This is a genomic window from Salinispora pacifica CNR114, assembly GCF_000514775.1.
GTDB lineage: Bacteria > Actinomycetota > Actinomycetes > Mycobacteriales > Micromonosporaceae > Micromonospora > Micromonospora pacifica.
The window spans coordinates 34,008-55,737 of the sequence record NZ_AZWO01000034.1; the positions used below are offsets into that span (position 1 = coordinate 34,008).

The 21,730-nt window shown below is 69.6% G+C and carries 18 protein-coding genes; 12 read left to right on the forward strand and 6 right to left on the reverse strand.

Going from position 1 to position 21,730, the window contains the following annotated elements; all coding sequences use genetic code 11:
* The first annotated feature begins 220 nt into the window (after positions 1-220).
* The 7 genes from B118_RS0119485 (at position 221) to B118_RS0119515 (ending at position 8,733) form a co-directional block, all read left to right on the forward strand.
* A complete protein-coding gene (locus tag B118_RS0119485) occupies positions 221-1,411 on the forward strand; it encodes a sulfotransferase family protein (RefSeq protein ID WP_028193252.1) in 1,191 nt (396 codons plus the stop codon).
* The gene (locus tag B118_RS0119490) at positions 1,408-2,637 is read left to right on the forward strand and encodes an ABC transporter substrate-binding protein (RefSeq protein WP_018223780.1); all 1,230 of its coding nucleotides are present in this window, start codon (positions 1,408-1,410) and stop codon (positions 2,635-2,637) included. Before B118_RS0119485 ends, B118_RS0119490 begins: the two co-directional genes overlap by 4 nt.
* The gene (locus B118_RS0119495) at positions 2,634-4,328 is read left to right on the forward strand and encodes a thiamine pyrophosphate-binding protein (RefSeq protein ID WP_027646059.1); all 1,695 of its coding nucleotides are present in this window, start codon (positions 2,634-2,636) and stop codon (positions 4,326-4,328) included. Before B118_RS0119490 ends, B118_RS0119495 begins: the two co-directional genes overlap by 4 nt.
* The gene (locus B118_RS0119500; RefSeq protein WP_018223782.1) at positions 4,325-5,713 is read left to right on the forward strand and encodes a pyridoxal-phosphate dependent enzyme; all 1,389 of its coding nucleotides are present in this window, start codon (positions 4,325-4,327) and stop codon (positions 5,711-5,713) included. The genes B118_RS0119495 and B118_RS0119500 overlap by 4 nt, the downstream gene beginning before the upstream one ends.
* The gene (locus tag B118_RS0119505) at positions 5,710-6,864 is read left to right on the forward strand and encodes a Glu/Leu/Phe/Val dehydrogenase dimerization domain-containing protein (protein WP_027658817.1); all 1,155 of its coding nucleotides are present in this window, start codon (positions 5,710-5,712) and stop codon (positions 6,862-6,864) included. The genes B118_RS0119500 and B118_RS0119505 overlap by 4 nt, the downstream gene beginning before the upstream one ends.
* 18 nt (positions 6,865-6,882) lie before the next feature.
* Complete coding sequence (locus tag B118_RS0119510; RefSeq protein WP_027646057.1) at positions 6,883-8,298, forward strand: class-II fumarase/aspartase family protein; 1,416 nt, start codon at positions 6,883-6,885, stop codon at positions 8,296-8,298.
* Positions 8,299-8,361: 63 nt separating this feature from the next.
* Entirely contained in the window at positions 8,362-8,733 is a 372-nt protein-coding gene (locus B118_RS0119515; protein WP_018223785.1) for an IS5 family transposase, read from the forward strand.
* A 199-nt stretch (positions 8,734-8,932) separates the two neighbouring features.
* Here B118_RS0119515 and B118_RS0119520 read toward each other — a convergent pair whose 3' ends face one another.
* The 3 genes from B118_RS0119520 to B118_RS0119535 all read right to left on the reverse strand — a co-directional run bounded on the left by B118_RS0119520 (position 8,933) and on the right by B118_RS0119535 (position 12,451).
* Positions 8,933-9,682 (reverse strand): SDR family NAD(P)-dependent oxidoreductase, encoded by a 750-nt coding sequence (locus tag B118_RS0119520; RefSeq protein WP_018811015.1) that lies wholly within the window; start codon positions 9,680-9,682, stop codon positions 8,933-8,935.
* A 101-nt stretch (positions 9,683-9,783) separates the two neighbouring features.
* A complete protein-coding gene (locus B118_RS0119525) occupies positions 9,784-10,581 on the reverse strand; it encodes an AfsR/SARP family transcriptional regulator (RefSeq protein WP_018223787.1) in 798 nt (265 codons plus the stop codon).
* Between the two features lie 1,093 nt (positions 10,582-11,674).
* The gene (locus B118_RS0119535) at positions 11,675-12,451 is read right to left on the reverse strand and encodes an SIR2 family NAD-dependent protein deacylase (RefSeq protein WP_027646055.1); all 777 of its coding nucleotides are present in this window, start codon (positions 12,449-12,451) and stop codon (positions 11,675-11,677) included.
* A 274-nt stretch (positions 12,452-12,725) separates the two neighbouring features.
* Between B118_RS0119535 and B118_RS0119540 the strand changes: the two genes are divergently transcribed.
* The 4 genes from B118_RS0119540 (at position 12,726) to B118_RS0119560 (ending at position 17,379) form a co-directional block, all read left to right on the forward strand.
* Positions 12,726-14,126, forward strand: coding sequence for a hypothetical protein (locus tag B118_RS0119540; RefSeq protein WP_028193253.1), 1,401 nt, complete (start codon positions 12,726-12,728; stop codon positions 14,124-14,126).
* A 62-nt stretch (positions 14,127-14,188) separates the two neighbouring features.
* Positions 14,189-15,433 carry an AAA family ATPase gene (locus B118_RS0119550; RefSeq protein ID WP_028193254.1) on the forward strand — a complete coding sequence of 415 codons (1,245 nt, stop codon included), beginning with the start codon at positions 14,189-14,191 and terminating at the stop codon, positions 15,431-15,433.
* Positions 15,430-16,680 (forward strand): vWA domain-containing protein, encoded by a 1,251-nt coding sequence (locus B118_RS0119555; RefSeq protein WP_028193255.1) that lies wholly within the window; start codon positions 15,430-15,432, stop codon positions 16,678-16,680. The genes B118_RS0119550 and B118_RS0119555 overlap by 4 nt, the downstream gene beginning before the upstream one ends.
* 153 nt (positions 16,681-16,833) lie before the next feature.
* Positions 16,834-17,379, forward strand: a complete 546-nt coding sequence (locus tag B118_RS0119560; RefSeq protein WP_018223792.1) for a hypothetical protein — start codon at positions 16,834-16,836, stop codon at positions 17,377-17,379.
* Between the two features lie 97 nt (positions 17,380-17,476).
* On the opposite strand, the gene B118_RS0119565 is transcribed toward B118_RS0119560, so the two are convergent.
* The 3 genes from B118_RS0119565 to B118_RS33035 all read right to left on the reverse strand — a co-directional run bounded on the left by B118_RS0119565 (position 17,477) and on the right by B118_RS33035 (position 19,619).
* Positions 17,477-18,301 (reverse strand): cytochrome P450, encoded by an 825-nt coding sequence (locus B118_RS0119565; RefSeq protein WP_028193256.1) that lies wholly within the window; start codon positions 18,299-18,301, stop codon positions 17,477-17,479.
* 192 nt (positions 18,302-18,493) lie between these two features.
* Positions 18,494-19,348 (reverse strand): isocitrate lyase/PEP mutase family protein, encoded by an 855-nt coding sequence (locus B118_RS0119570; protein ID WP_018223794.1) that lies wholly within the window; start codon positions 19,346-19,348, stop codon positions 18,494-18,496.
* A gap of 61 nt (positions 19,349-19,409) precedes the next feature.
* Positions 19,410-19,619, reverse strand: coding sequence for a hypothetical protein (locus B118_RS33035; protein ID WP_238324019.1), 210 nt, complete (start codon positions 19,617-19,619; stop codon positions 19,410-19,412).
* Between the two features lie 843 nt (positions 19,620-20,462).
* Between B118_RS33035 and B118_RS0119580 the strand changes: the two genes are divergently transcribed.
* The coding region (locus tag B118_RS0119580) for a type I polyketide synthase (RefSeq protein ID WP_028193258.1) at positions 20,463-21,730 on the forward strand (1,268 nt) is incomplete at its 3' end.

Here is a 21,730-nt window from a genome sequence, read left to right on the forward strand (position 1 = left end):
ACAAGGGTTACGCGCGTGCGAGTTCGGTCAGGCTGCCGTCAGTGTCCCGTCAGTATGACGAATGATAATGGCGTCCGTTCGCGTTGGAGCGGTTATGAGAAGCGTCAGCGCAACGTCAGTAAACGGTAAGTATGGGATGCCAAAATCGCCGTCAGAACTCCTTGGGCTTTTGGCGTAACGACCCGTCGCCGTCCCGAGTTAGTTGCGAAAGGTAGGGACCGTGACCCGTTCACCGGACCGAAACGATGCGCGGTCGCTCGATCCTGACGAGGTGGTCCGGCTGGCCTCGGACCCGGTGGGTGGCGAGCCCGATGAGGATCCGGAGGTCGTCGCCGGACTGCGCCAGCTCACCGCCGCGTTGGACGCGGAGGCCCGGCTGACCGACGACGGACGCGTCCGGACCCGCGCGGCGCTCGTGCAGGCCCTGACCAGTTACCACCGCGTACGCCAGATGGTGGCGTCCCGGCCTCTTCCCCCTCCGCCGCGGCCGTTGGTGATCACGGGTTTACTCCGCACCGGCACCACGTTCCTGCACAACCTGCTGTCCCGGCATCCAAGGCTGCGCACGCCGAGGCTGTGGGAGCTGATGCACCCGGCGGATCCCCGTCCGGAGCCGCAGTTGGTGCGCGAGTGCGAGCGGTACGTCGCGGAGTACTACCGCGCGGCGCCCGGCTTCCGCACCATCCATCACCTCGACGCGCGGCACGGCGAGGAGTGCCACCGGCTGATCGCCAACACGTTCCGGCACTTCATCTACGGCCTGCGGTACCGGGTGCCCGGCTATCTCGGCTGGCTGGCGGAACAGCCGATGGCGCCCGCCTACGCGCATCACCGCGCCGCCCTACAGTGTCTGCTCGCCCGGCCCACTGCGGACGCCGACGTGGCAGAGCCGTACGCGGTGCTGCTGAAGTGCCCGTCGCACCTGTGGCACCTCGATGAACTGACCCGGAGCTTCCCGGACGCCACGGTGGTCCGGCTGCATCGCGATCCGGCGGTGGCCATACCGAGCGTGTGCAGCCTGACGGCGACCATCCGGGCGGCCCGGTCCCGCCAGGTCGACCCCGCCGAGATCGGCCAGGAGTGGCTGGCGCGGGCGGCGGCGGTGCTACCCGGCCTGCGCCGCGGCCGAGGCGGGACCGCCCGGGCGCCGCTGGACGTGCGCTACGCGGACCTCGTCACACACCCGCTCGGCGTCGCCGAGCGGGTGTGTGACCACGCCGGGGTGCCGATAACCCACGCCGCCCGCGACGCGATGACCCGGTTCGTCATCGCTGGGGCCGGTCGGCCGCGGGATCACCACCGGTATCGGGTCGAGCCGTTTGGCCTGCGCCCGACGGAACTGGCGGACCGCTTCTCCGGCTACCTGACCGAGTTCGAGCTGACCCCGGAGTTCGAGGAAGGACGATCGTGACCGCAACCGCAGACAACCCCCGTACCCGCGCCACCGCCATGGTGGAGAAGGTCAACCGGAGCGCCGGGGACGACCCGGTCCGCATCGGCATCCTCACCCCGCTGACGCCGCCGGGCGACCCGATCGCCGGCGAACTGATCGTCCGGGGCGCCTGTTTGGGCGCGGAGTACGTCCGCGAGCACGACCTCGTCGGCGGTCGCGGCGTGCAGTTCGTGCTCTACGACGACCAGGCCACCGCCGCGCAGGAGGGCATGGCCCGTTCGTCGGCGGCGCAGATGACAAAGCTTGCCCTCGTTGACGACGTGGTCGCGGTGCTCGGACAGTGGCACCTGCGGACCACCCCGTGGGTGGTCGACGTGGCGACCCGTTACGACGTGCCGATCTTCATCGAGAACGGGCACAGTGACGTCACCGCAGAGCGACGTCGCAACGTCTTTCGCGCGTACTTCAGCATCGCCGACCGGGTGCCGGTGATGCTCGACTTCGCCGCCGCGCAGGGCATGCGTCGGGTCGGTCTGATCGCCTCCGACACCGTCTTCGGCCAGATGATGGCCGACACCCTGGTCCGGTACGGCACCGAGCGGCACGGCATGGAATTCCTGCGCTTCGACTTCCCACAGGACGACACCGACAACTTCACCGAGCAGCTCAAAGGCATCCAGCAGTTCGAGCCCGACCTGTTCATCAATGGTGGCGTCGTCCGCACGAACTATCTGATCATCGAGCAGGCAGCGGCGCTGGGCATTCTGCCGGGCACCCCGATGATGGTGACCTTCGGCTTCCCGCTGCGGTCGGAGGACTTCTGGCGCTTCTCGGGGCCGGCGGGCGTCGGCACCATGTGGCCGGCGATGCGCTACCGACCGTCGTGGCAGGGACTCACCGACGTCGCGCACTGGTTCATTGACCGGTACAGCACCCGGTACGGATCGTTTCCGCCGGACACCGCGCTGACCCACTTCACCGACGTCACCGTCATCGCCCAGGCCGTCGCCGCCTCGTCGGGCAGCCGGGCCGGCGTTCTCGACGCGCTGGAGCGGATGCCGTTCGACACCTGGCGCGGTCCGATCCGCTACGAGCGCGGCGCCGAGCACTGGCACCATGTGGCGCCGGAGCTGGTGCTACTGCAGTACCAGCGGTTGGGGCAGACGTTCGATGAGTCGGCGATCATCTTCCCGCGGACGGAGGCCACGGCACCGTACCGGGCGCCCGGCGGGGGCGGCGTATGACCGGCGCCGACGGCGCGCCGGCACCGGTCCCGGCCGGCGCGACCATCGTGGCCAGCCTGCGGGAGTACGACGTCGATCGGGTCTTCTGCGTCGCCGGGGAGAGCTACCTGCCGATCCTCGACGCCCTGCACGACGAGCCCCGGGTGGACGTGGTGACCTGCCGGCACGAGGGGTCGGCCGGCTTCATGGCGCTGGCCGACGCCAAGCTTGCCGGCCGGGTCGGGGTCGCGTTGGTCAGCCGAGGGCCCGGCGCAGCCAACGCCGCGATCGCCGTACATGCCGCCCGCGAAGACGGTGTCCCGTTGCTGCTTGTGGTGGGCGGTGTCCCGCGGCGCGATACCGACCGCGACCCGTTTCAGGGCGTGGACTGCGGCCGGCTCTTCGGCGGCATCGCCAAGGCGGTGTGGACGTTGCACGACCCGGCGGACACCGCCGAGTTCGTCGCCCGCGCCGTGCGCACCGCCGAGTCCGGCACGCCCGGACCGGTCGTGCTGACCGTGCCGGAGGACGTCATCGGCCGCGCCGACCCGCTTGCCCTGCCGGCCTGCCGAGCGGCGGTCGCCCCGCCCCGGGTCGGCGCGGCGGAGTTGGTCCGGGCTGCCGAGCTGATGGCCGGGGCGTGCCGCCCGCTGCTGATCGCCGGCCCGCAACTTGACCATCCGCGCGGTCGGCACGCTGTGCGTGCGTTCGCAGAACGGCAGGCGGTACCGGTGGTCACCGCCAACAAGTGCCAGCACCTGCTGCCCAACCGCCACCCGCACTACGCCGGGCACCTGCACAACGCCACGCCCACGGCGCAGGCCGGCGCCTTCGCCGCCGCCGACGTCATCCTGGCCGTCGGCACCGCTTTGGACGGCACCACCACGCTGCGGCGGCGGCTGCCGGCCCGGGGACAGACCCTGATCCACGTCCACACCGATCCGGCCTGGCTGGACGCCTACCACCCGGTCACGCTCGGCGCCGTGGGCGATCCCGCCACGTTTTTGACCGACCTGACCAGAGAGTCAGCCGTACCGGATGACCGGGCCGAGTGGATCGCCCGGCTGCACCAGATCGAGGCCGACAAGGCCGTCTGGCGACCCGTCACGGCGCCGGACGGTGTGGTGTTCGGCGAGGTCGCCGCGGCACTCGACGAGTTGACCGGCGGACATCTCACGCTGGTGGTCGACTCCGGCACGTTTACCAGCTGGCTCTACCGGTATGTACGCTTTGACGAACGCGGCCGTCTGCTCGGCGTCGCGTCCAGCGCGATGGGCTTTGCTGTTGGCGCCGGCGTCGCGGCCGGACTGCGGGACGCGACCGTACCGACCGTCGCGGTGGTCGGCGACGGCGGACTGGTGATGAACCTCGGTGAGCTGACAACCGCGGTGCAGCGACAGGTGCCGGTCACCTACGTGGTCGCGGACAACCGCAGCTATGCCACCATCCGCCTCCAGCAGGAACGTGATCATCCGGGACGGCCGATCGGCACCGAGCTGGTCAACCCGGACTTCGCCCGGCTGGCCGAGGCGTTCGGCGCGCTCGCATTCACCGTGCAGCACCCGGACGAAGTGCGCCCGTGCCTGGTGAAGGCCCTCGCGAATCCCGGCCCCGCGCTGGTGTGGGTGCGGACCAGCCTCGAATTCATCACCGCGTACCGCCGCCTATCGACGGTGTCGGAAGCGCGCCGTGCCGGGGGAGAGGCGTCGTGAGGTACCACGAGTCGATCGTGGACCTGATCGGTAACACACCGCTGGTCCGGCTCAACCGGATCTCCGCTGGCCTGGCGCCGCTGGTGCTCGCCAAGCTGGAGTCGCTCAACCCCGGCGGCTCCGCAAAGGACCGGATCGCGCTGCGCATGGTGGCCGAGGCCGAGGCCGTCGGCCAGCTGCGGCCAGGCGGGGTGATCGTCGAGCCGACGTCCGGCAACACCGGCGTGGGGCTGGCGATGGTGGCGCAGGCCCGTGGCTATCGGTGCGTGTTCACCTGCCCCGACAAGGTAGCCGAGGAGAAGCGGGCACTGCTGCGCGGCTACGGCGCCGAGGTGGTTGTGTGCCCGTCCACCGTGCCGCCGGAGCATCCGGACTCCTACCGCAGCGTCGCTGCTCGGCTGGCCACGGAGATCCCCGGTGGCTACTCACCCAATCAGTACGCCAATCCCGCCAATCCGGACTCACACTATTACGGCACCGGCCCGGAGATCTGGGCGCAGACCGACGGACGGATCACCCACCTGGTGGCCGGGATAGGCACCGGTGGCACGATCAGCGGCATCGGCCAGTACCTCAAGGAGGTCTCCGGCGGGCGGGTGCGCGTCGTCGGGGCGGACCCGGAGGGGTCGGTCTACAGCGGCACGGGGATCCGGCCGTACCTGGTTGAGGGAGTCGGCCAGCCGTCGCTGCCCGGGTCGTACGACCCGTCGGTGCCCGACGAGGTGGTGGCGGTCAGCGATCGCGATTCGGTGCTGTACGCCCGACGGCTGGCGTGTGAGGAGGGGATTCTGGCTGGCGGTTCCAGCGGCATGGCCGTTGCCGCCGCGGTGCGGTTGGCCAGACGGTGCAAGCCGCAGGACGTGATCGTGGTCGTCGTGCCCGACAGCGGCCGCGGCTACCTGTCGAAGATCTTTGACGAGGGGTGGGCGCGCCGGTACGGCTTTGTCGCCGACCCCACCTCGGCGCGCTGTCTCGGCGCCGCGCTCGAAACGGTGACCGACCGGCCGGCGGCCGTTGTCGTGCATCCGCAGGAGACGGTCGCCGGCGCGCTGAAGTTGATGGCCGACACCAGTCTGCGCCACCTCCCGGTGACGGCGGCGGAGCCGCCGATCCGGCTCGCCGAGGTGTCGGGCACCGTGTCCGAGCCCGGCCTCGCCCACCTGCTCGCCACCGGTGCGGTGGTGGTGCACGATGCCATCGGCCCGATCGTCGATCCGCCCCTGCCGCACGCCGGCGCCGGCGAGGTGCTGGACGACGTGCTCGGGCGGCTTCGCGCCGCCGGTGCGCTACTGGTCCTCGACGGCGGCCTGCTCCGTGGCGTCGTAACCGCCCGTGAGGTGGCAGCGCTGCTGCGTCGATCCCAGATGGAGGACGACCGACCATGACCACTGTGCTGAGCTACGAAGACCACCGGTCGGACCTTCGTGGCTGGCTGGTCTACGACCGGGTCGAGCGGCCGCTGGCAGCAGGCGGTTGCCGAGTGCAGCCCGGGCTCGACGTCACCGAGCTGGGCCGGCTCGCGCAACGGATGACGTTGAAACAGCGGGTCCTGGGGCTCAACATCGATGGTGCGAAGTGTGGCCTGGACCACGACCCGCGTAGTCCCGACAAGGACGCCGCGCTGCGTGGCTTCATCGGCTTTCTCCGTGACGAGCTGGGCTCGCGGTTCAGTATGGGACCCGACATGGGCACCGAGTGGGCGGAGCTGCAACAGCATGCCCGCACCGTCGGCGTCCCCTCGATCAAGTACGCGATCGCCACCGCACAGGGGCTGACCAACGAGGAGTTCTTCACCCGGATGGCGCGGTTGGACGAGATGGTCGGGCCGTTGGCCGTCAGCCAGCGCCGGGCTGGGCATGCGGTCGCACACGCCGTCGTCGGCGCGGCACGGGTGATCGACGTGTCGGGCCCGCTGCGCTGTGCGGTGCAAGGTTTCGGCAACCTGGGCCGGGCGACGGCGCTGACGTTGCACGAGGCCGGCGCGCGTGTCATCGCGGTTGCCGACGAGTTCGGTTCGGTCACTGACTCCGCCGGCCTGGACGTCGTCCGCATGCTGGCCGACCCGACCGGCACGCCGGTGTCCCAGCTCGGCGTGGGCGGCCGGCCGGAGGACATCTTCGCCGCCCCGGCCGACGTGTTGGTGCTGGCCGCCTGCGCCGACGCCATGTCGATGTCGCAGGTAATGCGCTGCCAGTTCCCGGCCGTGGTCGTGGGGGCGAACTGCGGGTTGTCCGCCGAGGCCGAGCAGGCCCTGTACCACTGCGGTGTGTTCGTGGTACCGGACTTCATCGGTGGCATCGGGGGGTCGGCGTCGATGGAGGCGTTGTTCGGCCCGCGACAGGTACCGAGTGGTCAGGAAGTCCTTAACACGTTGACCGGCATCATGCGCGAGCTGATCGGGCAGATCGCCCACACCGCCCGCCGTGACGGCCTCACCCCGCGGAAGGCGGCGCTGGACCTGGCCGCCGCGGCCCGCATCGACACCGCCGCCCCGCCGTACGGCGGCTGTCCGTACCTGAGCGAAGCCAAGCTCTGACGAAGGCGAGGTAGAGCTGTGCCCGAGGCACAAGCCGGCAGCTGCCGGCACGAACGAGGCCACATCACCGACTCCCGGTTCTACGGCAACCGCTACGCCACTCCGGCGTCTCGGCGGATCTTCTGCGACACCTGTCGGCACCAGCGGTGGCTCGACATCGAGGCGGCCCTGGCGTTGGCCGAGGCGGAGGTTGACCTGATACCCCGGCGCGTGGCGGACCAGATCGCCACCTCGGCGACGCTGTCCAATATCGACCTGGACGAGGTGCAGGCGCAGATCGAGAGCTCAGGGCATTCTCTGGTCGGACTGCTGCGGGTCTTCGAGACCGCCTGCGGGCCGGAGGCGGGCCAGTTCATCCACTACGGCGCGACCACCCAGGATATTCAGGACACCGGCCAGACGTTGGAGATGCGTGACGTGCTCGACGAGGTCGAGCCGGCGCTCGACCGGCTGCTCACGCTGTTGGCAGCGCTCTGTGAGCGGCACGCCGGCACGGTCGCCCTCGGTCGCACCCACGCTCAGCCGGCGTTGCCGATGGGCTTCGGGCTGAAGCTGTCGAGCTGGCTGGACGAGCTGCTGCGGCATCGCGAGCGGCTGGACCAGATGCGGGAGCGGATCCTCGTGGTGCAGCTGTTCGGCGGCTCGGGCACCATGGCCGCGTTCGGTGACCGCGGCCCGCAACTACTGGAACGGGTGGCAGCCCGACTCGGGCTGCGTGTCCCGGCGGTCGGCTGGCACGTGGCCCGTGACCGGGTTGTCGAGTTCGTGACCGGGCTGGCCATGCTGACCGGCACGCTCGGGCGGATCGCCGACGAGGTCCGGACGCTGTCGCGGCCGGAGTTCAACGAGGTACGGGAGGCGTGGCGGCACGGCAAGGTGGGCAGCAGCACAATGCCGCACAAGCGCAATCCGGAACGCTGCGAGCAGGCCGTGGTGATGGCCCGGCTGGCAGCCGCCCAGTCCGGTCTCGCGCTGGCGGCCATGATCGGTGACCACGAACGCGACTCCCGTTCGTTGCGGCTGGAGTGGGCGTGCGTGCCCGATGTCTCCCACTACTGTCTCGCCGCGTTGGCGATGGTCCTGGAGAGCGTCGAAGGCCTGACCATCAACACCGACCGTCTGGAGCGCAACGTTGTCGCGGTGGCCGACCAGGTCATGTCGGAGCGGCTAATGCTGGTGTTGGGCCGTCAGTTCGGCAAGCAACATGCGCACGAACTCGTATATCAGATTACCCAGGAGGCGTTCCAGCAGGGTCGGCGGGTGCGCGACCTGCTCGCCGAGCGCCCCGACCTGATCAGCGCCATGGCACCAACCACGATCGAGGAAGTATGCGACCCGGGGTCGTACCTCGGCGCGTCCGCCGAGTTGACTATGCGGACGGTCGACGAGGCGCGAAAGCGGTTGGGCCCGCAGCGCACGGGCTCGTCGGCGTGACGGCGCGCTCAGGCCGTGTATCGGTTGGGGCTGTTGAACCGCAAGGTCATACGTTGACCGGGTGTGGATGACGTGGAGAGGTACTGCCCGGAGGCGTTCTGGCATCTCGCGCAGCCGTTGCTGCCGCCGCACCCGGAAAGGCACCAAGGCGGCGGCCGGCGGCGGACCGACGACCGGGCGATACTCGCGGCGATCATGTATGTCCTGGGCTCCGGCTGCTCGTGGCGCACGCTTCCCGGCTCGTTTCCGGTGCACTGGCGGACCGCGCACCGCCGGTTCGCCGAATGGGTCGAGCTTGGGGTGATGGCAGCTCTGCACCAGGCGACGCTCGACGTGCTCGGCCTTGCCGCGCAGATCGACTGGTCGCGGGCGAGCATCGACAGTACGCACGTCCGTCCGCGCGGGAGGGGGACCGGACCGGGCCCAGCCCAGTAGACCGGGGCGGGCCCGACTCCAAGATTCATGCGATCAGCGAACGCGGCGGGCTACCGGTACCCGAGCGCAACATCATCCTGCGGATCGCCCGACTTCCCACTTCCTCGGATGCCTGCGCCTGGCCCGCGCTCTAGTCCGCTACCCGGCGCCGACCGGCAACAACGTATCGAGCGGCGACAGCCCCAAATGACACAGGGTCTCAGCCCCGCCCGGCGATCGCGCCGCCGTTGACCTGCAGGATCTGGCCGGTGACGAAGCCGGCCGACTCGCTGGCCAGGAAGCCGACGGCTGCGGCGACCTCGCGTACCTCGCCGCCGCGACGCATCGGCGACTGCTGTACGCGGCTAGCGTGGAATCCCGGCGACATGCGGTCGCCGTAGAACTCGGTATCCGGGATGTAGCCGGGCGCGACGACGTTGACGGTGACGCCTTCCGCCGCGAGCAGGTTGGCCAGCTCGAGCGACCACGGATGCAGGGCCGCCTTGGCCCCGCCGTACGTGGCAGGGCCGCGGAAGGCCGCGATCGAGGTGACGGTGACGATCCGACCGCCGGGCCGCCGCAGCGCGGGCAGCAGCGCGTGGGTCAGCAGCGCCGCCGGCAGCACGTTGGCGTCGATATTCGCCCGCCAGTGCTCACCGACCTCGGTCAGGTCCTGCGGCGGGGCGGGAGCGACGTTGCCGCCGGCGTTGTTGACCAGCACGTCGACGATGGCGCCGCCGTCGGTGATGTCCGCGGCGGCGGCGCGGACCTGCTCGACCTGGGTGAGGTCGGCCAGTACCGGCCGTACCCGGTGCGCCCCGACATCGGCGTTGATCTGCGCTGCGGCCGCCCGCAACGGCTCCGGCCGGCGGCCGAGGATGACGACGTCGGCACCATCGGCGGCCAGCTCCGCTGCCACCGCTCGGCCGATACCGGTTCCGCCTCCCGACACCACCGCCAACCGAGCCATCCGGTCCTCCCAGGGCCTGTCCGACGCGTGGACGTGTCGATCGTAGCGGCCGGGCGGCTCCGTCGATGTCCTTGTGGCCCGTGCCGCCGGGATGCCGGTAGTCAGTCGCCCCTGCTGAACACCGGCGGGGCGGCCTGCTGGAACAGCAGCGGATCGTGGTCGAGGATCGCCTTCTCGTATCGCCGGAGCACGGGCGAGGTCTCCATACCCAGCTCGTCGGCGAGGTGACGGCGGAGGTGGCGGTACACCTCGAGTGCCTCGGCTTGGCGCCCGGCGCGGTAGAGCGCGACCATGAGCAGGCTGCACAATTGCTCGCTGGTAGGGCTCTCGGCCATCAGTCCCATCAGCTCGGGGATAATCCGGGCCTGGTTGCCGTTGCGCAGCTCCCGGTCGTAGAGCAGTTCGAGGGCGGTGGTCCGGATTTGCCGGTAGCGGGCGGCTGCTGCCTGGCAGATCGCACCACCGGCGAGACCACCGAAGATCGGGCCGCGCCACAGCTCCAGCGCGCTGCGCAGGTCGCGGATGTCGCGCCTCAGGTCCGTACACGGTCGGTCCTGGATGGTGTTTACGGTGCGTTCGAACGACAACACGTCCACCTCGGACCAGGAAACCATCATTCGGTAGCTGGACACAGTGGTGATAAGACGGCTTTCCGGGCGGTCGGGTTCCAGCCGGTGGAGCAATCGTCGAATGCGGCTGACCTGGGCCTGTAGTGCGTTCTCCATCTTTGCCGGTGGCGTTGGCCCCCACAGCTCCTCGGAGAGGGCTTCGATGGTCACGGGCCGGTTGTCGGCGGCGAGCAGGGCAGCTAGCAGCGTCTGCTTCATGACCCCGGTGATCCGCTGAACAGTGGTGCGGGTACGGACCTCTATGGTTCCGAGTACCAGGAAACTGGTCACTTCCTGCTTCTCCGATCTGGAACGCCGGAAAAATACCGGTCGGATGAATCACGTCCACTCTGGCCGGGTAGATCGCTAATTCTTCCGTGAACGGCCGGTAGCGTTTCAGGACACGCCGATCGCCGACCGCTTGCCTCGCGCGTCTTTGTCCCTGAGGGCCCGTTTGTTACGGGCCGTGATGCCCGAATCGTCACTACGAGGAAGCCCATCGCCACAATGGAGTTCGAATCCGTCGGATCTCTGAGTAATCCTGTCACAAATAGGAAAGATTATCAATCTAAGATGTCCTGGCGAGTTTCGAAGGCCAAAAGCGCAGCCAGGGTCCTCCCGTTAGACCGTGTGTCATTTGGTGTTGTTGAAGCGCAAGGTCATTAACCGGGTGTGGATGACGTGGAGAAGTACTGCCCCGAGGCGTTCTGGCATCTCGCACAGCCGTTACTGCCGCCGCACCAGGAAAGGCGCCAAGGCGGCTGGGCGGTGGCCCGATGACCGGGCGATGTACGAACCTGATGCCACCGAGCGAGGAGCTCGGCACCCCTGGTCACGGCCGCTCATCGACACCAGCTATCTCACCTCAGTGATCAGGATGATCGTGACCAGGATGGCGAGGCTTTCGGTACCCACAGATCCACCTACTCGCCGCCTACGGCTACGTGTGCCGATCGTTGTAGATCAAGGGACCCTGGGCGACCAGCTACTTATAAGGGGCAGAGGTGCCGATCAGGCCCGGTGATCAGGGTCGCCTCGTAGACGGAGATGAACAGCTGGATCCGGTCTCGGGTGTTTGGTTTACTCAGCAGCCGGATGACAGAATTGTGTGGACCGTTTCGCGCTGGCTGCACGTCCAGCAGGCGTAACATCTGATGGCTCAACTACGCGGGAGCGAATTCGGGTCTGGATCGACAGAACGTGATCACGAAGTGTCGCTGCCGGGCGGGGATGGATGACCTAGGGGATGCGCCTCGGTGTTGCCGGTGTTTCTGGCAGAGGTAAGCGTATGAGGGACGACAGCCGTGAGCTGACACACCGGTGGGTGCCTGTCTACTTGGACCGCGACGGTGTGCAGGGCCCCTCTGGGCGCCGCTATCCTGAGTTACCTCCATGCGGTTGCGACCAGGGTCGAAAGGACCTGTGCGGCGGTGCCGCGCAGGTTGATGGCGGCGATCCGGTCGAGTGGGGTCGGCTGGGGGTTGACCTGGATCACGGTGGCGCCTGAGCGTGCCGCGATCTGGGGGATCGCGGCGGCCGGGTACACGACGCCGGAGGTGCCGACGGTCAGCAGCACGTCGCAGGCGGTGGCGGCTTCGACCGCCGCGGTCAACGCGGCCTCGGGCAGTGCCTCACCGAACCACACCACGCCCGGGCGGACGGGCGCCCGGCAGTAGGCGCACCGGGGCGGCGAGATGCGGCGGCCTTCGTGCGGTTCTGCTGGCTCCCCGTCGGGTGGGTCTGGGAAGGTCGCCGGGTGCGCAGCCGCCGTCCCGCAGCGAGGTGTGAAGAGGCTGCCGTGTAGGTGGATCACGGCCTGGGTGCCGGCGCGTTCATGCAGGTCGTCGACGTTCTGCGTGATGACGGTACTGCCGGGGATTCGGGATTCGATGGTGGTGATGGCCAGGTGCCCTGAATTGGGCTCGGCTCGGCGTACCCGGGCGCGTCGCCATTCGTACCAGCCCCAGACCAGGTCCGGGTCGGTGCGGAACGCCTCCGCGGTGGCGAGTTGCTGGGCGTCGAAACGCGCCCACAGGCCGGTGAGGTCGTCGCGGAAGGTGGGAACGCCGCTCTCTGCTGACATCCCGGCACCAGTGAAGATGACGACCCGGCGGGCCTCGCCGAGAAGTTGAGCAGCTCGGTGCGGCAGAACACCTTCCATGCGAGGAGATCCTGCCACGACGCGGCAGCGCGACGCTTCGGGCAGGCCACGCGGCGTCTGCGACAGCCGGAAAGCCATAGGGCAGACGATGGACGCAGGTGGTCGTGAAGTGAAGCTGTTCAGGACCACCCTTCGGGCGCCACTCGACTCGACAGTTGCGGAGCTCGGTTCAGGATGGATTGGGCTCTGGCGTAGCTCACCGCGGAGGGCTACACTCCGCCGCGATGAATCTTTCTCTCAGATTGGGGGTCCGGTTCGCGGAAGGTGAGTGCTGATGCGCTCCCCGGCCGCGACTGCGGATTCCCGCCTCTCTCTCCTGCGCCGGGTGCGCGAGTACGCCGTGCCACCCTTCATGATCGAAGCCGCGACCGTTCGTCGCCGCGTCGGTGACTGGGCCGGGGCCTGTGCCGCCGCTCGTGTCGACGTTGACCTTGACCTGCGCGCCGTCGCTCACTGCCACGGCCGTGAGCTGGCCGCCCGGCTCCGGGCTGATCTCCGGCATCTCGCGCCGGACCTGCTGCGCTGGCACATGCCGAGGATCGCTCCGGACGGGCTGCTGCGCCCGGGCCTGACCGTCTCACTGGCACGGTACGGCCCGGCGGAACACAACGATGCCAAGCAGGTGCACCTCGTCGCCCGAACGGCACCGGCCTGGGCGGATGCGGGCCAGCGGATCAGTCTGGCGCTGTGGTGTGGATCCCGCGACGAGGGCGATAGCCCGCATCCGCATGCGCGTCCCGACCGTCGATTCCGCCTCGACCTACATCGCCACCTGTGGGACGTCCGGAGCGCCGACGAACTGCGGGTTCGGGCTGGCGCACTGGAGCTGGCCGCCGGCACCGCCACCGCGATTCGCCTTGATCCGCAATGGGATGCGCTGCGGGAATGCGGTTACGGAGTGCACCGGTGGGCGGCCGAGGCGGCGCTGCTGCTCCATGCCGTGGGCCAGACCAGCGGCACCGTGGCGGTGCGCCTCGGCCCTCGACGTCGTCTGCTCCTGGACGTCGCTCCGGCCGGCACCGACCGGCGGCCTCCCACGGCGCGGATCGCCGGGGCGTCGCGGGCTTGTCGGGTCGCCGGGCTGCCGGTGCTGCCCGACGCGGCGACCTGGATGGCGCCGGACCTGGAGCTGCTACGCCACGGGCTGATCGAGGTCGACCGGCTCCACCCGCTGGTGGCCTCCGCGCTAGCGCCGGGCCATCGGGTGGGCCTCACCCCGGCATCTCCGGACCCGGCGGCAGCGCCACGTCTCGTGTCCTGCCGGGGCGCCTGGCACCGCATCGGCCTGGTGAACGGGGTGCTCACATCCCTAGACCACGACGGGGCGCAGATCCGCCGGGAGGAACTGCTGGCCGCGCTGACCGGCACCCCGCTGCCCTGTCTACAGGCAATCGACGAGACACACCGCCGACCGGAGCTTCTTCCCGACATCCGCGCCCGCCTGGACCACGGGGACACCGCCGGCGCGCTGGCCACCGTCGAGGCCCTACTCGGACCCAACGTGCTCCTCCGCAACGGGAACCTGCGGGAGGAACTGGAGAACGCCGCGCTGCGGCGGATCACGTACGGGCTGTTCCGAGCCGGACTGACCGGACACGGACCACCTCCCTCCTTTTGGAACCGGCGGCCCAAGCATGACCGTCGCCACCACCCACGCCACACGTTCCCCCGCTGACCAGCGGGCTCTCCCTCGCCCGGCTCCTGGCGGGCCCACCACGACCTCATAGGTGATCTCAGATGCTATCCGCCTGTACCTCGATCGACACCGCCCCGGCGCCCCAGCTCGACGTTGCCGCCGACCTACTCGCGCTGCTTTCCCGCACCACCACCGAAACCCGGTCCGACACCCAGTTGGAGGCCCTGACCCTGGCCGTCGCCGCCGACCTGCCGGTCCTGCTGTGGGGCGAGCCGGGAGTCGGCAAGACCGCCGCGCTGACGCAGCTCGCCGCATCGCTGAACCTGCCGCTTACGACGGTGATCGCCAGCGTCCATGAGCCGTCCGACTTCTCGGGGCTGCCGGTCATCGGCGACGACCCGGCGACCCAGGGCGTTCCGATGGCCCCGCCAGACTGGGCCGTACGTCTGGTACACGCCGGTCGTGGGCTGTTGTTCCTGGACGAACTGTCGACTGCCCCGCCGGCCGTGCAGGCCGCCCTGCTCCGTCTCGTGCTCGAGCGGCGGATCGGCAGTCTGCGTCTACCCGCCGGGGTACGCATCGTGGCCGCAGCGAATCCACGATCCTCGGCGACGGACGGCTGGGAGCTGAGCCCACCGCTTGCCAACCGCTTCGTCCACCTGCAGTGGACCCACGACCACGAGGTCGTCGTACGCGGTCTGGGCGGGACCTGGCCCCGGGGCAAACTGCCCCGGCTCGACCCGGAGCGGCTGCCGGAGGCCGTCACCTTCGCCCGCCGCGCGGTGTGCGGACTCCTGTCGGCCCGCCCGGGGCTCGTGCACCGTCTACCCACCAGCGAGGCCGGCCGCGGTGGTCCGTGGCCGTCGCCCCGCAGCTGGGAGATGACCCTGCGCCTGATCGCCTTCGCCGCTGCGGCCGACACCTCCCGGGAGGTGCTGTCGATGCTGGTCAGAGGCGTCGTGGGCGACGGCCCAGGTCTGGAGCTGCTGGCCGGTCTGGACCGGATGGACCTTCCCGACCCCGAGGTGCTGCTCGCCGATCCGGCAATCGCCGTCCTGCCCGAGCGCGGCGACCTGCGCCAAGCCGTTCTGGATGCCGTGGTGGAGGCGGTACGCCGCCGCCCGGAGCGGTCCCGCTGGGAAGCGGCCTGGACCCTGCTGGTCCGGGCCCTGGAGACTGGCGCCCCGGACCTGGTTGTCGTCCCCGCGTCCACCCTCGCCCGATTGCGCCAGGATGACTGGGACGTGCCCGCGTCCATCGAGCAGCTCACCGGTGTGGTGTCCCTGTCCCGCCGAGCCGACCGTACGGCAGCCAGAGTCGCGGCGGTCACGGGGACCGGTCGGTGAGCACCGACCACGCCGAAACGCTGGACCGAGACAAGCTCTTCACCGCCCGGCTGCACGCCGCCCGGGTGCGGCCCTACCTCGCGACGGCGCTGTTCGCCCTGCACGTGGTCGAGTCCCGGTGGGTGCCGACAATGGCGGTGGACCCACACTGGCGGTGCTACGTCTCGCCCGCGTTCGTGGACCGAACACCCGTGGCGGAACTCGCCGGAGTCTGGGTTCACGAGGTCTCGCACCTGCTCCGCGACCACCACGGGCGCGGCGACCGGGTTGCCCGGGAACGCGGGCTGACCGGGCCGGGGGAGCGGCTGCGGATGAACATCGCCGCGGACTGCGAGATCAACGATGACGTCTTCGGTGACGGGCTGGCCCGCCCGGAAGGCGCGGTCGAGCCGAGCTCGCTGCTGCTGCCGGAGGGACAACTGATGGAGGACTATCTGCGGCAGTTCCGGCTCGGCCCGCGATTCCAGCACCTGGCATGGCTGGACTGCGGCAGCGGCGCCGACGGGCTGCGGCGGCGATGGGACCTCGGACCCGACGGCGCGCACGCGCTCAGCCCGCAGGAACAGGACATGGTGCGGTTCCGGGTGGCCGAGGGCATCACCGGCCAACCGGGGAACGTCCCTCAGGGCTGGCGGCGGTGGGCGGAACAGGCATTCCACCCACCGCAGCCGTGGCGGGTACTACTCGGAGCGGCGGTCCGCTCGGCGGTCGCCGCGCCCGGCGTGGGCGAGGACTACTCCTACGGCCGGCCAGCGCGACGCTCCGCCGGCATACCCGGGGTCGTCCTGCCGGCGCTGCGACGCCGACTCCCGCGGGTCTGCGTCATCATCGACACCTCTGGCTCGGTCAGCGACGCCGAACTGGGCAGCGCCCTGCTTGAGGTCGCCGCGATCGCCCGGGTCGTGGGCGGCCGTCGCGACCTGGTCACCGTCCTCCCGTGCGACGCGGCTGCCCACATCGTCCGCCCGCTGTGCCGGGATGCGAGCATGCCGCTGATCGGAGGTGGGGGTACGGATCTGCGCACGGGCTTTGCTCGCGCGCTTCGGCAGCGTCCACGCCCGGACGTCATCGTTGTGCTGACCGACGGACAGACGCCCTGGCCGGCCTCACGGCCACCCTCCCGAACGGTCGTGGGGCTGTTCCATCGTGCCGCTCGGTACAACGAGGACGATCCCGACTACCGGCCGGACGCCCTGCCCGAGTGGGCGCGTGTGGTCACCATCGGATCCGCTCCCACCGGGCGGTAGGCCTCACCCAACGCCCGCAGTTCGGCGGTGAGTTCCTCGACGGATGCGGGCTGCTGCGGCACCTGAACACGACGAGTGGCCGCCGGCGACTCGGGTGGGTTCACGTCGTGGTCCGCGGCCAGGCACCTCGGAGCGCGTCGCTACCCTGGCGGCATGTATGTCGAGGAGCGCCTGCGGCGGACTCGCGGCTGGTTGTGGGTCGTGGTGGTGGGGCTGTTCCTGAGTGGGGTGACCGCGTTCCCACTCGAGATCGAGGTGCGTTGGCTGCTGCGGGCGGTCGACCCGTTCACCGACCAGTTGCCGGCGCTGGTCAGTTGGATTGAGCGGGTGCACGTCGGGCTGGTCGAAACCGGGGACCGCCACCCGTTCATGCGGTACGGGACGGATTGGCTCGCTTTCGCCCATCTGGTGCTCGCGGTGGCGTTCTGGGGACCACTTCGCGACCCGGTGCGCAACGTCTGGGTGGTCCAGCTCGGCATGATCGCCTGCGTCGGGATTGTACCGCTGGCGTTGATCTGCGGTCCGCTCCGGCAGATCCCGTGGTTCTGGACCATGGTGGACCTGTCCTTTGCCGTCGGGGCGTTCCCACCGTTGTGGTTCGCGTACCGGCACATCCGGGCGATCGAGGCGCAGCAGGCCAGGCCGACAGACCCGGCTCGCTCGTCGACGTCCGAGACTTCCGGGTCGGCACGACCGTAGCGGCCGACGGCCGCCGGCGCATCGCTGCCGCCCGCGGAATACGCTGGTGTCGACCGTCTCGCCGCCCGGTGCGTGAGTGCGGTGGGCGATGCGGCGATCATGTACCGGCCTGGTCGGTGAGCACGGGGATCCGCGTGTTCGGCGATGGCCGGTAGGTCACCTGCGTGGACAAGCTCGCCGGATCGAAGCCAACCTTCAGCAGCTGCTCGACGACCGTCGTCACGACGGTCACGGCCAGCATCTCGCCGGGGCAACGGTGTGCCCCAGCGCTGAAGGTGAACACGGTGGGGGCGGTCCGGTCGGCGCGGAACGTGTGTGGGTTGGGGTTGGCCGCCGGATCGCGATTGGCGGCGGCGAGCAGCACGAGTATGGCCTGCCCGGCCGGCACCTCGACGGCACCGTGCCGGATCGGCGTCGCAGTGAAGCGACGGGTGTTCTGGACCGGGGCATCGTGGCGGATGACCTCCCGCACGAATCGCTCCAGGGTTGTCTCGTCGGCGGGCCGCTCGCGTTCCTGCTGGGACAGGGCAAGCAGGGTGTTGCCCATCAGGGCGGCGGTGGCGTCATAGGTCTGGGACAGGAAGCCGATCCCGTTGGCCAGCAGGGGAGCTCGATCCGTCCAGTTGACCTGTGTTGCCATCCGCACCAGGTCACCGAGGAGACCTTGCTGCGTGTCGTCGAGCTTCGGGCCGAGTAGCTCCTGCAGCCCGGCGGCTGCCCGCGCCGCCCGCTGCTGTTGCTCAGGGGAGGCAGTGGCGGGAATACACTGCACGAAACGGCCCACCAGCCGGCTGGCCTCACCACCGGCAGCCGGGTCGAGGCCACACAGCATCGCCACGACCTGGGCAGGCAGTTCGAACATCAACTGTTCGTACGGCGTGCGGACCGGATCGTTGAGGATCTGCTGGGCGCGCGATGGCATGCACACTACCGAGATCTTCTGAAATCAGCTCCACGACGACCGTTGTCAGCCGACGCGTTCAGCGCGCCACGCTCGGATGCCGGCCAACGCTCCGGTCGCCGCGGTCGGCATTCCACCCCGCTCGGCCGACCCTCGCCAACGCCGTGTCGACGGCTCGTCGCGCGCACCCCACCGCGGTGGCGCCTACGGCCATCACGAGAGCTCCCCAGGATCCGCCATCATCGCATTGACCTGCTGGTAGGGGAGGGCGTCGCCGGCGAACCCGAAGCTACCCCGCTCCTTGATCTCGGTGGCCGCGGCGAGCACGGTGGCCAGTGCGGCACGTGGCAGCGCGGACCCGATGCTGATGCGGCGCACCCCGCACGCGGCGAGTTCCGCCGCCGTCCAGGTCGGGCACGTCCCGCCCGCGAGCACATTCACTGGTCGGTCGACCGCTGTGCACACCGCCCGCACCGCAGCGAGGTCGGGCAGCCCGGGCGCGTACAGGACGTCCGCTCCTGCCGCCTCGTACGCCTGCAGACGGCGGATAGTGTCGTCGAGGTCCGGAATGCCGTAGAGGAAGTTCTCCGCGCGTGCCGTAAGGATGAACGGGAACGGCAGGGCCTTGGCCGCCTCCACCGCCGCGACCACGCGCTCCACGGCCAGGTCGAACGGAAACACCGGCGAATCCGGTCGCCCCGTGGCATCTTCGATCGATCCGCCGACCAGGCCCGCATCGGCGGCGAGCCGGATCGTTTCACCGATCTGGCCAGGGTCGGTGGCGAAGCCGTTCTCGAGGTCCGCGGAGACGGGAAGGTGCGTGGCCTCGGCCACTGCGGCCGCGTTGGCCAGCGTTTCCGCGCGGCTGACGAGATTAGCGCCATCCTGGCGACCGAGTGCGAAGGCCAGTCCCGCGCTTGTGGTCGCCAGGGCGGCGAACCCGAGACCGGTGAGGATTCGAGCCGTGCCCGCGTCCCATGGGTTCGGGATCACGAACGGCTCAGCGGCCGCGTGCAGGTCACGGAACTGGACGGCGCGACGGTGCTGGTCAGAGGGGTCGAGCGGCATGTGGTGAACCCTTCTCGGTCCGACTACTTCGGTATGGCTCCTGCTGACGTCGACATGCGGGTCATCGTGACCGTTCACCAGGCTTACCGGCAGGGAGTCGGAGCGCGGCGGGCCGATAGCGGGCGACCAGGCGGAAATCCGCCGCCGCGGGCAGCAGCAGTTCCCGAAGGTCGTCGTCGGAGCGGAGTGGCGTTGGTCCGCGGGACCTGCGAGTGTCCTGATCGTGACCGGCGGTTGGCCGGATCTCCACGAGGGCGTCCCCCGCCGCCATGCCGAGCCCCTCGGCCTGGCAAGTGGCGGTGGCTTCGCACACCACGCGTTGGACGGAGCCAGGCACCCGCACAGCGCTGCTGGACCGGTCGAGAGCAAGGGAGTTGAGCCGGTGGAGGCAATGCAACGCATCCCGGGCGTCCTCGCTGTCGAGACGCGGATGCGATAGCACAGCGCTGCGCGAGGTCGGGACCTGTCGCGCGAGTGGCGAACACGTCGAGGGAAGTGGCATTCCGGAATGCACCTTCGTCTAGGTTCGTGTCGTCAGCACCGGTAGCCTCTGCGGCTTGTGTATGGGTGGTGAGATCGCTGCCCTTGATGATTCCGATGCCCACACTACCGCCAGCCGGCGTAGTCGTGGTGTATCCACCTGCTGCGGGCGTATCGGTGCCCCTGCCCGGCGTATCCGCGGTCTGGTACCCATCGTGATGATCGCTTCCAGCCCCATCACGGGTGCCGGGCTCCCACAACAGGCGGATCCTGAACGGGGTCTCGTAGCCAGCTGAGAGCATGGATCGATCGCGGAGAAAACTGGACGACCTGGACCGCGTTCGGTCCCGACCGGAGTGGGACAGGCCGTGGGAGCAGCACTCTCCACCATCCCGCCAGAGACTCGTCGCCCACCGCCGAAACGCCGGCGCCGGCTGCCTCGGTACCCACGTCGGGAGCTAGGGGGCGCTCTGGGGGCGGTAGGGGGTTGGGGGTGCGCGCACCGCTTCGTAGGGTCATCGCGAACAACCAACAATGCCTGAAGAAGCTCGCTATTTCGACAGTTGCCGTCCCGATGGCCCGTGAGTCGCAATTGGCCCGGGCTTTGCGGCTGGGCTAGTGGTGGGAGACATAGATGGGGAACGAGGAGAAGCTTCTCGGGTACCTGAAGCGGGCCACCACAGATCTGCGCGAGGCACGCCGGCAGCTACGCAATGCCGAGCGCCGAGAGTACGACCCGATCGCGATCGTCGGTATGAGCTGCCGATTTCCGGGTGGTGTGGATGGTCCGGCGGCGCTGTGGCAGCTCCTCGTCGAGGGGGTCGACGCCGTCTCCGACTTCCCCGACGACCGGGGCTGGAACACCGAGGACATCTATGATCCCGACCGTTCCAGGGTCGGCAAGACGTACGTGCGGAGCGGCGGCTTCCTTTCCGACGCCGCGCTTTTCGACCCCGAATTCTTCGGCATTTCACCGCGTGAGGCGATGGCCATGGACCCGCAGCAACGGCTGTTGCTGGAGGCGTCCTGGGAGGCGTTTGAGTCGGCCGGCATTGACCCGGTCTCGGTACGCGGCAGCCGCACCGGGGTGTTCGCCGGGCTCATGTACCACGACTACTCGACCCGGCTGCCGACGGTGCCCGCCGAGTTGGAGGGCTTTCTCAGCAACGGCAACGCCGGCAGCATCTTCTCCGGTCGGGTCGCGTACGTGCTGGGCCTGGAGGGGCCGGCGATCACGGTGGACACCGCCTGCTCATCGTCATTGGTCGCGCTACACCTGGCGATTCAGGCACTGCGCCGGGAGGAGTGCACCCTGGCGCTGGCCGGTGGCGCGACGGTGATGGCCACCCCGGAGACATTCGTCGACTTCAGCCGGCAAGGGGGTCTGGCCTCCGACGGCCGGTGCAAGCCGTTCGCTGCCGCCGCCGACGGCACCGGTTGGGCCGAGGGCGTCGGGGTGCTGCTCGTCGAGCGACTCAGCGACGCCCAGCGCAACGGGCACCGGGTGCTGGCCGTCGTACGCGGCACCGCGGTCAACCAGGATGGCGCCAGCAGCGGCCTCACCGCCCCCAACGGTCCCTCGCAGCGTCGCGTCATCGCCGACGCCCTGGCCAACGCGCGGCTTTCTGCTTCTGATGTGGATGTGGTGGAGGCGCATGGTACGGGTACGACGTTGGGTGATCCGATTGAGGCGCAGGCGATTCTTGCGACGTATGGTCAGGGTCGGGAGTTGCCGTTGTGGTTGGGTTCGGTGAAGTCGAATCTTGGGCATACGCAGGCGGCGGCGGGTGTGGCTGGTGTGATCAAGATGGTGTTGGCGATGGGGCATGGGGTGGTGCCGCGGACTTTGCATGTGGATGAGCCGAGTCCGCATGTGGAGTGGAGTGCTGGTGCGGTGCGGTT

What these genes read in the sequence shown, in the direction of transcription:
- B118_RS0119520 (WP_018811015.1), bottom strand. Translation starts at nt 9,682, where the DNA reads ATGGCTCGGTTGGCGGTGGTGTCGGGAGGCGGAACCGGTATCGGCCGA.
- B118_RS0119565 (WP_028193256.1), bottom strand. Translation starts at nt 18,301, where the DNA reads ATGCCATCGCGCGCCCAGCAGATCCTCAACGATCCGGTCCGCACGCCG.
- B118_RS0119495 (WP_027646059.1), top strand. Translation starts at nt 2,634, where the DNA reads ATGACCGGCGCCGACGGCGCGCCGGCACCGGTCCCGGCCGGCGCGACC.
- B118_RS0119550 (WP_028193254.1), top strand. Translation starts at nt 14,189, where the DNA reads ATGCTATCCGCCTGTACCTCGATCGACACCGCCCCGGCGCCCCAGCTC.
- B118_RS0119505 (WP_027658817.1), top strand. Translation starts at nt 5,710, where the DNA reads ATGACCACTGTGCTGAGCTACGAAGACCACCGGTCGGACCTTCGTGGC.
- B118_RS0119540 (WP_028193253.1), top strand. Translation starts at nt 12,726, where the DNA reads ATGCGCTCCCCGGCCGCGACTGCGGATTCCCGCCTCTCTCTCCTGCGC.
- B118_RS33035 (WP_238324019.1), bottom strand. Translation starts at nt 19,619, where the DNA reads ATGGCGGCGGGGGACGCCCTCGTGGAGATCCGGCCAACCGCCGGTCAC.
- B118_RS0119535 (WP_027646055.1), bottom strand. Translation starts at nt 12,451, where the DNA reads ATGGAAGGTGTTCTGCCGCACCGAGCTGCTCAACTTCTCGGCGAGGCC.
- B118_RS0119570 (WP_018223794.1), bottom strand. Translation starts at nt 19,348, where the DNA reads ATGCCGCTCGACCCCTCTGACCAGCACCGTCGCGCCGTCCAGTTCCGT.
- B118_RS0119560 (WP_018223792.1), top strand. Translation starts at nt 16,834, where the DNA reads ATGTATGTCGAGGAGCGCCTGCGGCGGACTCGCGGCTGGTTGTGGGTC.